At 50.1% G+C, this 15,147-nt stretch carries 15 protein-coding genes; 13 read left to right on the forward strand and 2 right to left on the reverse strand.

Annotated elements, in window-relative coordinates; translation table 11 throughout:
* Positions 1-6: 6 nt before the first annotated feature.
* The 9 genes from NR121_RS16205 (at position 7) to NR121_RS16245 (ending at position 8,937) form a co-directional block, all read left to right on the forward strand.
* On the forward strand, positions 7-777 hold the full coding sequence (locus tag NR121_RS16205) for an enoyl-CoA hydratase/isomerase family protein (RefSeq protein ID WP_171005898.1): 771 nt from the start codon (positions 7-9) through the stop codon (positions 775-777).
* 29 nt (positions 778-806) lie between these two features.
* Entirely contained in the window at positions 807-1,565 is a 759-nt protein-coding gene (locus tag NR121_RS16210; protein ID WP_137670278.1) for an electron transfer flavoprotein subunit beta/FixA family protein, read from the forward strand.
* A gap of 15 nt (positions 1,566-1,580) precedes the next feature.
* Positions 1,581-2,549, forward strand: a complete 969-nt coding sequence (locus tag NR121_RS16215; protein ID WP_137670279.1) for an electron transfer flavoprotein subunit alpha/FixB family protein — start codon at positions 1,581-1,583, stop codon at positions 2,547-2,549.
* A 138-nt stretch (positions 2,550-2,687) separates the two neighbouring features.
* Positions 2,688-3,350: a GntR family transcriptional regulator gene (locus NR121_RS16220; RefSeq protein ID WP_062409031.1), complete on the forward strand. Its 663-nt coding sequence runs from the start codon at positions 2,688-2,690 to the stop codon at positions 3,348-3,350.
* A gap of 61 nt (positions 3,351-3,411) precedes the next feature.
* Entirely contained in the window at positions 3,412-5,529 is a 2,118-nt protein-coding gene (locus NR121_RS16225; protein WP_074727542.1) for a (Fe-S)-binding protein, read from the forward strand.
* A 133-nt stretch (positions 5,530-5,662) separates the two neighbouring features.
* A complete protein-coding gene (locus tag NR121_RS16230) occupies positions 5,663-6,361 on the forward strand; it encodes a pirin family protein (RefSeq protein WP_062409029.1) in 699 nt (232 codons plus the stop codon).
* Positions 6,362-6,375: 14 nt separating this feature from the next.
* Complete coding sequence (locus NR121_RS16235; protein ID WP_054817929.1) at positions 6,376-6,708, forward strand: hypothetical protein; 333 nt, start codon at positions 6,376-6,378, stop codon at positions 6,706-6,708.
* 300 nt (positions 6,709-7,008) lie between these two features.
* Entirely contained in the window at positions 7,009-7,923 is a 915-nt protein-coding gene (locus tag NR121_RS16240; RefSeq protein ID WP_160327378.1) for an NAD(P)-dependent oxidoreductase, read from the forward strand.
* Between the two features lie 261 nt (positions 7,924-8,184).
* Positions 8,185-8,937 carry a 3'-5' exonuclease gene (locus tag NR121_RS16245; RefSeq protein WP_137670284.1) on the forward strand — a complete coding sequence of 251 codons (753 nt, stop codon included), beginning with the start codon at positions 8,185-8,187 and terminating at the stop codon, positions 8,935-8,937.
* A gap of 18 nt (positions 8,938-8,955) precedes the next feature.
* On the opposite strand, the gene NR121_RS16250 is transcribed toward NR121_RS16245, so the two are convergent.
* Positions 8,956-9,213, reverse strand: a complete 258-nt coding sequence (locus NR121_RS16250) for a hypothetical protein (RefSeq protein ID WP_062409025.1) — start codon at positions 9,211-9,213, stop codon at positions 8,956-8,958.
* A gap of 126 nt (positions 9,214-9,339) precedes the next feature.
* Between NR121_RS16250 and NR121_RS16255 the strand changes: the two genes are divergently transcribed.
* From NR121_RS16255 to NR121_RS16265, 3 genes are all read left to right on the forward strand, one after another.
* A complete protein-coding gene (locus NR121_RS16255; RefSeq protein WP_256831478.1) occupies positions 9,340-10,518 on the forward strand; it encodes a HEAT repeat domain-containing protein in 1,179 nt (392 codons plus the stop codon).
* Positions 10,519-10,714: 196 nt separating this feature from the next.
* Positions 10,715-11,191 carry a zinc ribbon domain-containing protein gene (locus NR121_RS16260; protein ID WP_054817934.1) on the forward strand — a complete coding sequence of 159 codons (477 nt, stop codon included), beginning with the start codon at positions 10,715-10,717 and terminating at the stop codon, positions 11,189-11,191.
* Positions 11,192-11,425: 234 nt separating this feature from the next.
* Positions 11,426-12,607, forward strand: a complete 1,182-nt coding sequence (locus NR121_RS16265; protein ID WP_137670327.1) for a cation:proton antiporter — start codon at positions 11,426-11,428, stop codon at positions 12,605-12,607.
* 12 nt (positions 12,608-12,619) lie between these two features.
* On the opposite strand, the gene NR121_RS16270 is transcribed toward NR121_RS16265, so the two are convergent.
* Positions 12,620-13,813, reverse strand: a complete 1,194-nt coding sequence (locus NR121_RS16270; RefSeq protein WP_074727547.1) for a polysaccharide deacetylase family protein — start codon at positions 13,811-13,813, stop codon at positions 12,620-12,622.
* A 310-nt stretch (positions 13,814-14,123) separates the two neighbouring features.
* On the opposite strand from NR121_RS16270, the gene NR121_RS16275 reads away from it, so the two are divergent.
* The gene (locus NR121_RS16275; protein WP_137670288.1) at positions 14,124-15,104 is read left to right on the forward strand and encodes an aldo/keto reductase; all 981 of its coding nucleotides are present in this window, start codon (positions 14,124-14,126) and stop codon (positions 15,102-15,104) included.
* Positions 15,105-15,147: the final 43 nt, after the last annotated feature.

Raw genomic sequence — 15,147 nt, forward strand, 5'->3', positions numbered from 1 at the left:
GATCCCATGTACGTCCAAATCAAATCGGTGGCTGACGGGATTGCCCGCATTTCACTTTCCAATCCCAAAATGAATGTATTGTCCAATCAGGTGAAGAGAGAGCTTAAAGATGTGTTTTCGCGAGTGTCCCAGGATTCCAACGTTCGTGTGATCGTGTTTGCAGCGGAAGGCCCGCATTTTTGCTGTGGAGCCGACATGAAGGAATTTCCGGAGCGGATTGAAAACAAGGCGTCCGGTAAAGCGTGGGATGAGGGCCATCTGATGCTGCGTTCGATTCTAAACGCCCCGCAGCCGACCATCGCTTGCATTCAAGGCAATGCCCTGGGGGGAGGCGCTGAGCTTGCCGTGGCCTTCGATTTCAGGATTTTTGCGGAAAATGCCCAAATCGGATTTCCCGAAGTCACCAGAGGCGTATTTCCGGGAAATGGCGGGCTGGAACGAATGATCGACATTGCGGGTTCCGGCCATGCCATGAAGCTGATGGTTACCGGCAGCGTGATTCAGGCTGCGGAAGCCAAAAGCATAGGAATGGCTACGGAAATCGTGCCTGCGGAGCGTCTGGCCGAAGCGGTTGAAGAGCTTGCCCAACGGCTTGCTTCCCTTCCTGCCGCCGCGGTACAGGCGGCCAAACGGGCGGTAAATCAGTACCTCGGTTCAAAGCATGATTTCGATGCGTTCGGACGCGGGCTTTTTCAGCAAGTTCATGAAACCGATGATGTGAGAGAAGGCGTCAACGCCTTTTTTGAAAAACGCAAGCCTGTATTTAAGCATCGTTAATAAGAAAGCAAGCACGGGGAGGGATCGGCTTGAATATATGGGTATGTTTGAAACAAACCTTCGATACGGAAGAGAAAATCAGGCTGGAAAACGGGAATATCGTGGAAGATCAGGCGAATTGGATTATTAATCCATATGATGAATATGCGGTGGAGGAAGCGGTAAGGCTGCGCGAACAATTCGGAGGAGAGGTAACCGTGGTCACGATCGGTCCGGAGCGTGTGGAAACCGCCCTTCGGCATGCTTTGGCCATGGGAGCCGACAAGGCCGTGAGGATCAGCGGAGCGGAAGGCGACGAATATGTCATCTCCAAGACGCTGGCCCATTACTTAAAGGATAAGGACATCGATATCATTCTGACCGGAAATCAATCGATCGATAACGGGGCGGGACAAGTAGGGGTTCGCCTGGCGGAAGAACTCATGCTCCCTCATGTCACATCCGTGATTCAATTGGCGGTGGAATCGGACCGGGTTCACATCGAGAGAGATGTAGAGGGCGACGTATATAAAATCGAAAGCAAGCTTCCCATACTGATCACCTGTCAGCAGGGTCTTAACGAACCGCGATACCCGTCGCTACCCAATATTATGAAGGCGAAGAAAAAGCCGATCGAGACGATCCGCTTCGAGGAGCTTGGCGTATTGGACAGCACCCCAAAGACGGAAACAGTGAGCCGTTACCTGCCTCCCAAAAGGCAGGCATGCCGGTTCATCGATCATCAGGATTCAAATGGTGCAGCTCATGCTTTGGTGAACATCTTGTTTGAAAAAACATCCATCTTTTAGAGAGGAAGAAGAGCGATGAACAGAAACGTGCTGGTTTTTACGGAAATGAAAGGCTCCGTACTCCGTCAGGTATCTTTAGAGGCGCTGTCCATCGGCCAAAAAATTGCCGGAGACGGGAGCTTGGTTGCGGCGGTGTTCGGAAGCCAGGCATCCCGGTATGCCGAGGTATTAGGGCAGCATGGTGCGGATCAGGTGATGGTGTTCGCCGATCCCCAATTCGACAGATATCAGGCCGACATCTACTATCATGCCTACCGGAAAGTGATTCAGGCAACGAACCCGGATGTCATCCTCGCAGGACATACCGTGAATATGAAGGACGTAGCTCCGAGAATCGCTTCCCGTTTCGGATACGGTTTGATCTCAGATTGTACGAATGTGGAGTTGGATGGCCATGATCTGAGCTTTATACGCCCGATCTATGCGGGTAAAGCTTTCGAGAAAAAACGGTTTACGACAGAGAACATGTTCGTCACGATACGTCCGAACAACTTCAAGGCGGAACCGTCGCCCAAGGTGCAGGAAGTCGTCTTTTGTGAAGCGGACAATGTGGATGTACAAACCGTGATCCGCGACATTGTGCTGAAGTCTACGGGCGCGATCGATTTAGCCGAAGCGAAAATCGTCATTTCAGGGGGGCGGGGCGTGAAAAGCAAAGAAGGCTTCGGGCCTTTGAATGAGCTGGCTTCCGTTCTCGGCGGAGCGACGGGAGCTTCCAGAGGCGCTTGTGACGAAGGCTACTGCGACTATGGGATGCAGATCGGTCAAACGGGAAAGGTGATTACACCCGACCTTTATATCGCATGCGGGATCTCTGGAGCGATACAGCATGTGGCCGGGATGTCGAACTCCAAGGTCATCATTGCGATCAATAAAGACCCGGAGGCTCCGATATTTCAGATTGCGGATTACGGGATCGTCGGCGATTTGTTTGAAATCGTTCCTCTCCTGACCGAAGAGTTCCGGAGAAGATTGGCGAACTGACCGACCCGGTGTTGGATACCGATCAGGCCGCAGAATTTGAAATCATGCGGGAATACGGTAAAATATAGTCGATTGGATAAGCTGCTTGGGAATGGGACAGCTCAACCATGACCGGTATCCCGCGTAAAGGATGTGTCTATGATCAAAAAGAAAGTCGTTTACAAATCACTTGCCGAACAGGTGTATGAGTCGATCAAGGAATCCATTATCCGATCCGAGCTGAAATCCGGAGACCGGATCATCGAACTGGAGATTGCCAGAACCTACGGCGTCAGCCAAAGCACGGTGCGCGAAGCTTTAGGACTTCTTCGCAGGGATGAACTCGTTGTCACCCATGGGAATAAAGGAACCTATGTTTCGAATTTTTCCAAGAAAGATATAGAGGAAATCTACACCTTTCGGGAAGTGATCGAAGTATTTGCCATTCGCCGGGCCATTGAGCGGATTACGGATGAGGATGTCGCCGCCTTGGAGGACATTTATAACAATATGGTTGAGGCGGGCAAAACAGACGATATTGACAAAATGAGACTGAATGACGTGGCTTTTCACAGCATAATATATAAAATCGCCGAACATTCCTTCATGTATCAAGTGTGGGAGGATATCACGAATAAGATGAGCCGCATCTGGTATTTTACCGGCCAGTTTTATTTCCGCGATTTACAGGAGCTTGCCGAAATGCACAAGCCCATCCTGGATGCATTCAAAAAGAAAAATAAAGAAGAGGCCTGTGAGGCCTTCATGAAGCATCTGAATTACGTCAGACATCAGATCTTGAGTCCGGCAAATCCATCATAAGATGGTCGAGAACAAGTAAAAAACCAATTTTGGCGATACCGGAAAATTAGGAGAGATTGCTATGTGGGCTCCCATTCATTTTTTTTCGTTTTTAGTGGTCACCGGAATTGCGCTCTATTTGGCATTTAAGGCCGTTCATGTACGGTACACTTATATTCGTTTGGGCAAGCCTGCATCCATTCCACGGAATACTAAAGAACGCCTGAAGGCGTTTTCAGCCGAGGTTTTCGGGCAAAAGAAGCTGTTAAAAGATCGAAAAAGTGGATGGATGCATGTCATTGTCTTTTACGGCTTTATTATATTACAATTCGGCGCTGTCGATTTAATCTACAAAGGACTATCCGGGAAACCGCTGCCCATTCCGGGATACGACACGTTCTCCCTGATGCAGGAAATCACCGTGCTGCTGGTATTATTGGCTGCAGGCTATGCGGGTTACCGAAGGTATATCGAGAAGGTGAAGCGGCTCAAAAAAGGATGGAAGCCCAGCATTGTGCTCCTGTTCATTTTTTCGCTGATGCTTTCCATTCTGTTCACGCTGGCGTTAGAGCGAGCCGTACTGCAGCATGGATTTTCCTGGTATGCACCGGTCTCTTCTTCCATTTCTCTTCTATTTGAAGGGGGATCCTCGCAGACGGCTTATGTTCTGTACTACACCTTTTGGTGGATTCATCTTGTGATCCTGCTGTCCTTTGCGATTTATGTCCCGCAATCCAAGCACTTTCATATTATTACGGCACCGCTCAATATATGGTTAAAGAAAAGCGAGCCGGCAGGAAAGTTGAAAACGCTTGATTTGGAAGACGAGAATGCCGAATCGTTCGGTGTTTCGAGCATCGAAGAGTTTACGCAAAAGCAAATGCTGGATTTTTATGCTTGCGTGGAATGCGGAAGATGCACCAATGTTTGTCCGGCTTCCAATACCGGAAAGTCTTTATCTCCTATGCATATGATCGTGAAGCTGCGTGATCATTTGACGGAGAAGGGCCGGCTTTTGACCTCCAAGTCGCCTTGGGTTCCAAGCTTTGTATTCGGTACCGAGGGTTCGCATTCGTTCCAGCCTCCGGATCACTCGGAATCGTTTCCGGAGCATGCCGTTACCGATATCGCCCCGACGATGCAGAGGCAGAAGCTGGGCTGGACGATGACGGACAAAAAAATCGAAGACGTCCAATTGATCGGGGATGTCATGAGTGAAGAAGAAGTTTGGGAATGCACCACCTGCAGAAATTGCGAGGATCAATGCCCGGTCGGCAACGAACACGTGGATAAAATTATCGATCTGCGCCGCCAGCTTGTTCTGATGCAGGGAAGCATACCTTCGGGAGGACAGCGTGCGCTTCAGAATATTGAGAGACAGGGAAATCCGTGGGGGTTTAGTAAAAAGGATCGTTTTCAGTGGAAAGAGGAAGCAGAGGATGTACACGTGCCGACCGTGAAAGAAAATCCCGGTTTCGAGGTGCTTTATTTTGTCGGCTCGATGGGTTCTTATGATAATAGAAACAATAAAGTGACTCGTTCCTTGGTTCAGCTGTTAAACAAAGCGAATGTCAATTTTGCTGTTCTTGGCGAAGAGGAAAAAAACTCGGGGGATACCGCGCGTCGGCTCGGCAATGAATTTTTATTCCAGGAGCTATGTAAAGAGAATATAGAGATATTTAAAAAATACAACGTCAAAAAAATAGTAACGGCTTGTCCTCATACCTATAATACATTGAAAAATGAATATCCGGAATTCGGACTGGAAGCGGATGTTTATCACCACACGGAATTGCTGGAGCAGCTGGTCAAAGAAGAGAAGCTGGTTCCTGTAAGGGAAGTCCAAGAACGGATTACGTACCATGATTCGTGTTACTTGGGCCGCTATAATCAAGTATATGAACAACCGCGAAACATTCTGAGAGCCATACCCGGAGTGGAGTTGGTAGAAATGGAAAGAACCAGGGAGAACGGCATGTGCTGCGGAGCGGGCGGCGGGATGATGTGGATGGAAGAAACCGCCGGCAAACGCGTGAACGTAGCCAGAGTGGAACAAGCCATGGCGGTAAGTCCCACCCTGATCAGCAGCGCCTGTCCTTACTGTCTCACGATGATGAGTGACGGCGCAAAGCTCAAGAATGTGGATGAGCAGGTCAAAACAAAGGATATCGCGGAAATATTGGCCGCAGCCGTTTTATAATATCATACCAAAACGCGAAACCGGCCGGTTGTCGAGGGACAGCCGGCCGGTTGTTATAGATTGAAGAAAATGGTCCTACCGCTTACAATGAGGTTAAGCTGATCAACAACCCCTATGGAGAGGAAGATCCTCAATGATACAGGTATATCCTGCGGAATCCCGCTATGCTATGGATCTCGGATGGCTGCGCAGCCGTCCCAGTTTTTCCTTTGGCGCGTATTACGACCCGGACAATACAAGCTTTGGGGTCATGCGTGTGTGCAATGACGATGTAGTAGCGGCAGGCCGCGGGTTTGGCCCCCATCCGCACAGCGATATGGAGATCGTCACGATTGTGCTGAGCGGCGCCATCAAGCATGAGGATAATTTGGGCAATGTGGCCGTGACTTCTGCCGGCCAAATTCAGCGAATGACTGCGGGGAGCGGGATGATTCACGCGGAGTATAACGCTTCGGAGACCGAGGAGCTGGAGCTCTTGCAGCTGTGGTTTATGCCGAGCGAGCGGGGACTTGCTCCTTCCTATGAAACGAGCAGCTACGATCCGAAGCGGATGAACAATACGCTGCTGCCTGTCGTTTCCCGTCAGGGATCGGATCGAGCGGCGGCCATTCATCAAGACATGACCATATACTTGAGCAGATTGGAGAAGGACAGACAAATCATTTTCCAACAAGAAGAAGGACGGCGTGTGTTTCTCTTTGTCATCGAGGGACGGTTGACAGTAGACGGCACCCCACTGGAACCCAGAGATACGGCCAGAATTGAAGCGTTGTCCAAGATGACCATCGCGGCGGATGAAGAAGCGTTCTTCATGCTGATCGATCTGCCTTAAGGAGGAGATATGTCATGAAGGAAACCCTTTTGGTCAAACATGCGGTGGGCGGCAGAACGTTTATCGATACGGGTAAGCAGTCCGTCGAATATAAACTGGAGCAATCGGGAGACAACTACAAATTCACCCTGAGTGTGCCTCCGGATTCGAACGTAGAGGAAATCCTGAGATGGAAAAGCGAGCTGAACGTGTTTGTCTTTTATGAATCCGACGATCAGCCGACGAAGAAAGTATGGTTTTACGTCAAGGACGGTCCTGTGGCCTACGATCCCCAGAATAAGCAATTAACGATCGTGGCGCAGTCCAAAATCGAGTATGTGCCCGACCTGTTCCGTGCTTCCGTTTGATCATATGCCAGAAGTCAAAGGGGCCTGCCCGGCATTGGGTAAGCCCCCTCCCTTGCCTGCCAAATGAAAACCACATACAATAAGCCCGCCAACGAACCGATCCATGCAAATTGAAACCGTATACAGGAAGGATATAGAAGCGGTGCAACTGCCAAGCTGTTAAATTGTCTGGTCATTCAACAATATGATATGATAAAAATGATTGTTCGTTTTGGAAATATTGGAAATCCGCTTGGACAGGCTTTATTATGGACTGCCGTTATATCTGATCTGAATCTCGGGGAAATGGAGGAATCACAGTTGAAACTAGCATTTATTGGATTGGGTACAATGGGTAAGCCGATGGCGCTGAATTTGCATAAAGCAGGCTATCCTCTCACGGTCTATAACCGCAATCGTGACAAAACCAAAGATTTTGAAGGTCTCCCGTCCGTCCGGATCGCGGCATCACCGGCTGAAGCGGCGCAGCAGGCGGATATTGTTTTTACCATGCTTACGGATGATCGGGCCGTTGAGGAGGTCTATCTGGGAGAACAGGGGATCGTTTCCGCATGCGCCTCGTCTGCTGGCAGCAAGCCTCGGATTGTGGTGGATTGCAGCACCATTTATACGGAAACGAGCCAGAAGCTGGCACAAGCCTTGGCCGCTTACGGAGTAGAAATGCTGGATGCTCCGGTGACGGGAAGCGAGCCGCAAGCTATTGAAGGCAATCTGACGTTCATCGTTGGAGGGAAGAGCGAAATCTTCGACCAATGTGCCCCTTTCTTTGACATTATGGGCAAAAAAGCGGTCTACATGGGAGGCAGCGGAGCCGGGTCGAACACCAAGCTTGCGAATAACATGCTGGTTGCGGCCAACTTGTTGGCACTGGCCGAGAGCCTGGTGATGATTCAAAAAGCCGGCGGAGACCCCGAGCGTTTTCTGGAGGTGCTTGCCGGCGGCGGAGGACGCAGCGGAATGGCGGAGATGAAGGGTCCCAAAATGCTAAGCCGCGATTTCTCGGCCCAATTCATGACACAGCTGATGCATAAGGACCTGAAACTGGCCAACCGGCTGGCGGAGTCGCTTCAGGTTCCCGTGCCTGTGCTGTCTTCGGTCAAGCAGGTGTTCCAAACCGCCTGCAACAGCGGCTGGGGCGGCGAAGATATGAGCGCCGTAATCAAATGCTACGAAGAATGGACAGGAACGGTCGTTGGTCAAAAAACAGACAACTAAGGAAGCAGCATCTATTTCAAGGGAGTTAAAAGCGCCAGTTGCAAATCATGGCGCTTCTTTTTTATTTCTATTTTTCTCATTATTTAAGACGGTTTTAAACGCTCCATAGCGTGAATGGTTGCAATCGCCCCCCATAGAGACAGGATGAGCAAAAAGAGATGAAGGGCAAAAATCATGGAAGCTGCTCGGAAATGGCAATGAATGAAGGTAGGAAACACGGGCTGATCGTGGTATGCTTAGAGACGAGGTGATAGACACAGCATGCATTATATCGTGATCGATTTGGAGTTTAACGGCAGAAAGCATTATGACATACATCCCATGGAAATTATCGAGATCGGGGCTGTAAAGCTGAACGAACGCCTGGAGATTGTGGATACATTCCAAAGCTACATCCGGCCCAACTTCCGCTTAAATAAATTCGCTTTGCAATTTACCGGAATTCCTAAGGAAACCTTGCTTCAAAGTGACGGGTTTCGAACCGTGATTGACAAGTTTATTGATTTTTGCGGAGATGAATATAAGATGCTGGCTTGGGGAGGCAACGATTATTTTCATTTGTTCGTGGATTGTAAAATCAACGGAGTCGCTGACAAGTGGCTTGCCAATCTGATCGACATGACCTCGTTTTTCGAAGGCGGGCTGCACAAAGCGTTGGCGGATTATGAGCTGCAGCCCATCGGCCAGCACCATTCCGCGCTCGATGATGCGTTCAATGCGGTGCAGCTGCTTCGAATGAAGCCGGAGGCGGCCGCTTCTGAAAAATATTATGGCAAGGATCCATTTAAAATATGTACCGGAGGCATTAAAAAACAGATTTTGTCGAGCCTGGACGAAGCGATGGCCCAAAATGTGGTGCTGACATGGGACAAGTTCATAGAGGATGAAAAAGTACAATCTTATTTCTCGATTATGAAGCTGGATGCTTCCGAAATTCGGATGGTCAAGCAGCTGTTCGAGAAAATGTTAAAGATGAAGTACGGACGTAAAGCCAAAAAGCTGCAGCTTGCCTAATGGAAGCTGCAGCTTTTTTTAATGGAGTTGATTGGTTTCCCGCACCGGTTGTGGTGATGACCGGCCGCACTCCGGGCAGTAGATGGAATGGACGCAAATATGCTGTTCCAGGTCGATAAAACCGTTCGTTAATTTTAAATCATCTATATTCCGGTAAGGGGAATAAGGGCCGTAAAAATCGCTAAGCTTACCTTCATCCTGAGCCGGATGCCCGCAAACGGGACAAGCGCATTCAAGCGATTCCATACCGTTGCATACTGCGCAGTAATAAGACAACGTCTTCGCCTCCGATCATGCTGTTACGCATTTAGCATGCTCAAATCCTGAACTAAGCTTTCTTAAGGCTAGGTTGTCATGTATACTTGTCATATATTCCAACTTCACATGGGGGCGAACATTTGGATGAGTCAATTCGGGGATTTGGGCCGACAATACTTGCAGGCGGAGTCATACGGGGCGGCTGCCTTTTGTTTTTATCGTGCGATTGTAGAGAATCAGGAGAACGGGAACGCCTGGAACGGCCTTGTGCTGGCCTTGAGCCTGATGCGCAAAGAGTATGATGTACAAACGATACTTGCCCGTTTTGCTATGCAGCAAGGCGTTGCCTACGACAAGGACATGATATCCTTTGCTTTGATGATGTGGCGGCAAAATCCCGGAGCCATGGCGGAATGGCTGCGCAGGATGCTTACCCGCGGCGGCTTGAGCGCAGAAGAAAAGCAGGCGCTGGCACAAATGGCTGAGGAATTGGAGCAATCGTATCGCGATTTGGTCGAACGCTACGGTGAAGAGCTGCTTAAGCGGCAGGGGATCCTGAGCCTCTCCGAATATGCGGACCGGAGGATTGAGCTCGACTGGCTAATGTCGGAACCGCTTGACAATGTTTTTGAGCAGGTCAAGGTATGGCTCGAACAAGATGCGGAGTCGGTGCTCACGGCGGTCCGTCTGCTGTGCATGGTACCCGATCCTCGAAGCGAAAAGCTGCTTCGCAGAGTTTGCCGCAATGAGGAAATCGATCCGAAAGCCAGAACGCACGCACTGCTTGCTTTAAGATGGCTGGGTGTACGCGGAAACGTAAAGTTGAATAAATTCGAAGAATCGTTTGTGATTAATTTGGACGATCCGAAGCCGGAGCTGACGGTATCGGTACCTGAGGCGTACAAGCCTGCGCTTGACCGGATGAAGCTGTGGATAGCTATGAAAAAAGGGTTTGTAACGCCCGAGCAATATGAACGGCACGCCTCCACAGATGAGAAGGAGCTCCCGGCCGAGCTTGCCGCAAGGGTAGAGGAAGCGGATATTCCGGGTGTGCTGCAGGAAGTCGTCCATACGCTGATTCGGGCGGCATATGACAAATATTACCCGTTGGTTCCGACCATTAAAGGAACGCGGCAGTGGAGCGCAGCTTTTCTGATGCTGATGAAAGACTACGTCGAAGGCATCGGCGAGGAATGGCCATACGGCGAGCCGGAGCGGGACGAAACGGCTGTAGGCCACCGGAACTGGCTGCTCAGCGGCAGCCCTGATTATTATGACAGCATTAAAGCGGCTGGAAGACTGAGAGCAGGTCAAGCCGGATAACGATAACGCTAAACGAAGCTGCGGAAAGGCGGCTTCGTTTTTTTTTAGCGAAAAAGATAACACGTATCTTCAGCAAAAGCTTTGTTCAGAGTTTTTTTCTAAACCGTCGTTTGAATCTGCTTGATTGTGGTTATATGCTGGCGGGAAATTCGGTATGATACAGTAGGGGAACTGATTAGGAGTAGGGGGCTTGCGCATGAACCATTTCTTGTCGAAATTGAAGAAGGGGGCGAGCCGCGCGGCGGATAAAGCCCAACAGGCGATTGAAGTTACCAAAATTACAGCGCAAATTCATTCGAAGCGAAAACAGCTTGAACAAAATCTGTATCAAATCGGTTTAGAGGTATATGAAGCTTATAAGGCGGCGGATCTCAGCAAAGCGGAAAAAACAGTGCGCATGTATTCCAAGGAAAATCAATCCCTGGAGTTGCAGATCCGTCAATTGGAAGACCAGATCCGGCTGTTGAAGCACGAGAAGCAGTGTGCTTGCGGTCAATCCGTTAAGGAGGAAACCCGATTTTGCCCGAACTGCGGCGCACGCCTGGAAGCGTCGGAGGAGCCTTATCTGCCGCAGATCAAGCGGACACCGCTGCCTTATGTTCCGGACCGTCCCGAGAACAAAAGCGAATCGATCCGGCAGGATGTTACGCCACGTAAGGAACCTCCGAAATGATGTGAAGTTGAATATGAATGAAAAAGGAGCCCCAATCAGTAAGGGCTTCTTCTTGTGTAAAAGTGAAACGATATGTACTTAAAACAAAAAAACTCTTGTATTATTTATATTATCCATGATAGAATATAGAAGTGAAAAGAATATAAGCAGTACTTAGGTGGAGCCTGTCACAGACGATATCAGTATGTCTGTACAGGCTCCTTTTGTGCTGCAAATCCATTTTTAACGGGAGTGATAGGCTTGTTGTTTTTCTTTCAGTTGTTAATCATTTTGCTTTCCACAAAGATTGCAGGGGATCTTTGTGTCAAGCTGGGTCAGCCGGCGGTGCTGGGGAAGCTCATCGTGGGTATCGTGATTGGGCCCGCTGTACTGGGATGGGTTCAAAATTCAGATATGCTGCAGGCGTTCAGTCAAATCGGGGTTTTACTATTGATGTTTATAGCCGGTCTGGAAACGGATGTTCAGGAGTTAAACCGTAACCGGAATTCATCGGTTTCGGTAGCTGTCGGAGGCATTATTTTTCCTCTGATTGGGGGATATGCGGGAGGACAGCTCATGGGGCTTGGACAAGCCGAATCGTTGTTCCTGGGCCTGCTGTTCTCGGCAACTTCCGTCAGTATATCGGTGCAAACGCTTAAAGACCTGGGTCAATTGAAGAGCCGGGAGAGCGTTACCATCCTTGGCGCAGCTATCGTGGACGATATTCTGGTTGTCATTCTGCTCGCGTTCCTGATGAGCTTTTTCGTAGGCGGCGGAGATGTCAGCTTAGGGTTGCTGATCGGCAAGAAAGTATTGTTTTTTGCCCTGATCCTTGTTCTGGGCTGGAAGGTCGTTCCATGGATCATGAAGCGGTTTGCGCCATTGCGTGTGTCGGAAACGGTCACAAGCGCAGCGTTGATTATTTGCTTCGGCTTTTCTTACCTTGCCGAATCGCTGCAAATTGCCGGCATTATCGGAGCGTTTGCGGCGGGTATTGCCATCGCCCAAACGAATTTTAAGAAAGAAGTCGAGCACAAGCTGGAGCCGATTGCTTATGCGGTGTTTGTCCCTGTATTCTTTGTCAGTATCGGCGTTTCCGTCACATTCAACGGGATCATGGAGCAGCTGCCTCTCATTGCAGGACTTACTATCATGGCAGTGTTGACCAAGATCATAGGATGCGGCTTGGGCGCGCGTGTGACCGGTTTCTCATGGAATTCTTCCATACGGATCGGCGCCGGAATGATATCCCGTGGAGAAGTGGCCTTGATTATTGCCGCCATCGGACTCGAAATGAATCTTCTTCCACAGGATTTCTTTACATCGGTTGTGATCGTCGTTATTCTGACTACCTTAATTACGCCTCCGCTTCTCAAGAAGCTGTTCGGCGAAAGGAAGGAATTGGCAAGCAATAAAGGAGAGACGATGAGTGTGTAAGTGCGTCGGAGGCTATTTTGAAGTTTCCGTCTTTGGTCTCACGGAATCCATCACCTCCGAGGCATTGAAAAGTCCGGATAACCGTTTGGCCTGACCCTTCAGGGCGATGCCGTCGATATGACGGCGATCCATCATGATACTGTCGGACTGAAAGCGGATATAAGGCTCCGGACCAACGGAGCACAGCATGGTAAAGCCGGAGTCCAGCAGCGCCTGGTACTTTGGATCACCGGGAAGCACACTGCTTCCATATGGATAAATATAAACGGGGGTGGGGCCGATGAGTGATTCCACCTCATCCTTCCACCGTTGAGTGTCCTCAACAAAGCGGTCCAGACTGGTTTTCCTTGCATCCAAATGGCCCCAGCCGTGTGAGGCAAACGACCAGCCGTTGGCTTTCAGCGCTTCAACTACCGTCAGCGCCTTCTGCGCTTCCATTTCGAAGCCGGGGGTGTTTCTATTTTGCGTACGATAGCCGAGGATGCCTTCGTAACCCGTTAATGCTATAACCCCCTTAGCTCCGTCCAGGGAAAAATCGGGGTGAGCTTTGACAAATTCGTCCACGATGGGAACAATTTCATTATCATAGTCTATATGCGTTTGGCCGCTTCTCGTTGATTCCGCAGCTATCCGTCCCTGACCGTCGACGACAAGCCTGCTTACATTACCGTTCCGAATCATATATTCATAATAATTTAGATCATCCACCGATAAGATCAGAGGTTTTTTACCCTCCGGCACCAGCAGCTCCTTCCGGGATACGCTTCGGATCCCTTGATCGTCTCGGGTTTCATAAAGTGACCGGATGTCAATCAGCACATATCCTCTTTGGTATAACTGTTCGAGAATCGCTTTAAATTCTTTGACGGTAACGAACCAGTCATCGTAGCCCCGGGACATCGAATCTCCATCGAACGCCAGCTCGGGGTAAGCAATCAAAGGATGGAAAAAGATATGCTCCACCGGACCATGATAGGGTACGCGTTGGGGCGCCTTTACCTCGGGAACGGGCTGTGTAGCAGGAGGCGGAACCGGTTGGACTTCATTGCCGGAGGGGCTGTTTGGAGCGGAGCCGGCTTGTTGGCTTGGCGGCGTCGGCGGTTGCTCCGCGTCTGATCTTGTGAACACTCCGGGCCCGAGCCATACGGATATGGACAACAGTGCTGCGCCCGCGATCGCGATGGCAATTGCTGTTCCCGTTTTCATCTTCTTTCACCTCCTTCCAAGGCGGATGCGTGATGATTTTGAATATTAGACGATCTTGGTTCACCCTTGGTTCACCCGTTGGAAGGCAAAAAGCGGTGAAGGTATTCCGGTCTTTTATGGTATGATGTAAACAGGCGCAAGCCGGAGATGGAGCCCTCAATGACGAATACATAACCCGGGAGCGCTTTTGAATTGGAATTGTGCAGTTTTGCGGATGAACACGTTGAACGTAAACCAATGTGCGCTGAATGCATAGAAGGCGGATTCTGTCGGCCGATGCCTTTGGCTCATGAAGAGGAGGGAAGGTTAGATGCAATACCGTACATTAGGTAAAACAGGAATGAAAGTATCCAGTCTTTGCTTCGGCACAATGTCCTTCGGAGGTGCAGCCGACGAGGCAGCCTCTATGGCCATGTTCCGAAGATGCCGGGAGGTAGGCATAAATTTCTTCGATTGCGCCGATGTGTATAATAAAGGGCTTGCAGAAGAAATATTGGGCAAGTGCATTGCCGGAATCCGCAATGATGTCATTCTTACCAGCAAAGTTCACGGGAAGACCGGAGAGGGCATCAATGACCGGGGCTTATCACGCAGGCACATCATGCTTGCGGTAGAGGAAAGCTTGAAGCGGCTCGGAACGGACCGGATCGAATTGTATTTCGTTCACGCTTTCGATTCGGAAGCGGATATGGAAGAGATTTTGCGGGCTATGGACGATCTTCAGCGGCAGGGAAAAATACTGCATCCGGCAGTCAGCAACTGGGCGGCTTGGCAGATCGCGAAGGCGCTTGGGATTTCAGCCAGGGAAAGCCTTGCCCGGTTTGAATGCATTCAACCGATGTACAACCTGGTGAAACGTCAGGCGGAGGTCGAAATTTTGCCGATGGCTCAATCCGAGCGGATGGGCGTCATCTCCTACAGCCCTCTGGGAGGCGGACTGTTGACAGGGAAATACGGTGTCGGCCGAAAGCCTGAACTGGGGCGGCTCGTTGAGCAGGCGAATTACAAGCTTCGTTATGCCGATGCAGGCTATTACGAGACGGCGGACCGCTTCACCCGGTACGCGGATGAGCATGGCGTTCATCCGGTTTCATTAGCGGTGGCATGGGTCATGTCTCATCCCGGGATCACGGCCCCGATCATTGGCGCCCGCAGTGTTGAACAGTTGGAGCCCTCGCTTGGAGCGCTGAACATAGACATGACTCCGGAGTGGAGAAAGGAGATTTCCGCACTATCTCCTGAACCCCCATTGGCGACAGACCGATCCGAGGAAGCTGCCCATTCAAGATGAAACCGGATGCTGAAGAGGGACGGGCACGTCAGAGGCAGCATAA

Origin of the sequence: Paenibacillus sp. Pae15 (genome assembly GCF_024519685.1) — a bacterium.
Lineage (GTDB): Bacteria > Bacillota > Bacilli > Paenibacillales > NBRC-103111 > Paenibacillus_G > Paenibacillus_G naphthalenovorans.

Excerpts from the sequence above, each read along its gene's own strand:
- NR121_RS16205 (WP_171005898.1), top strand. The coding sequence starts at position 7 with ATGTACGTCCAAATCAAATCGGTGGCTGACGGGATTGCCCGCATTTCA.
- NR121_RS16215 (WP_137670279.1), top strand. The coding sequence starts at position 1,581 with ATGAACAGAAACGTGCTGGTTTTTACGGAAATGAAAGGCTCCGTACTC.
- NR121_RS16220 (WP_062409031.1), top strand. The coding sequence starts at position 2,688 with ATGATCAAAAAGAAAGTCGTTTACAAATCACTTGCCGAACAGGTGTAT.
- NR121_RS16225 (WP_074727542.1), top strand. The coding sequence starts at position 3,412 with ATGTGGGCTCCCATTCATTTTTTTTCGTTTTTAGTGGTCACCGGAATT.
- NR121_RS16230 (WP_062409029.1), top strand. The coding sequence starts at position 5,663 with ATGATACAGGTATATCCTGCGGAATCCCGCTATGCTATGGATCTCGGA.
- NR121_RS16235 (WP_054817929.1), top strand. The coding sequence starts at position 6,376 with ATGAAGGAAACCCTTTTGGTCAAACATGCGGTGGGCGGCAGAACGTTT.
- NR121_RS16245 (WP_137670284.1), top strand. The coding sequence starts at position 8,185 with ATGCATTATATCGTGATCGATTTGGAGTTTAACGGCAGAAAGCATTAT.
- NR121_RS16255 (WP_256831478.1), top strand. The coding sequence starts at position 9,340 with ATGAGTCAATTCGGGGATTTGGGCCGACAATACTTGCAGGCGGAGTCA.
- NR121_RS16260 (WP_054817934.1), top strand. The coding sequence starts at position 10,715 with ATGAACCATTTCTTGTCGAAATTGAAGAAGGGGGCGAGCCGCGCGGCG.
- NR121_RS16270 (WP_074727547.1), bottom strand. The coding sequence starts at position 13,813 with ATGAAAACGGGAACAGCAATTGCCATCGCGATCGCGGGCGCAGCACTG.
- NR121_RS16275 (WP_137670288.1), top strand. The coding sequence starts at position 14,124 with ATGCAATACCGTACATTAGGTAAAACAGGAATGAAAGTATCCAGTCTT.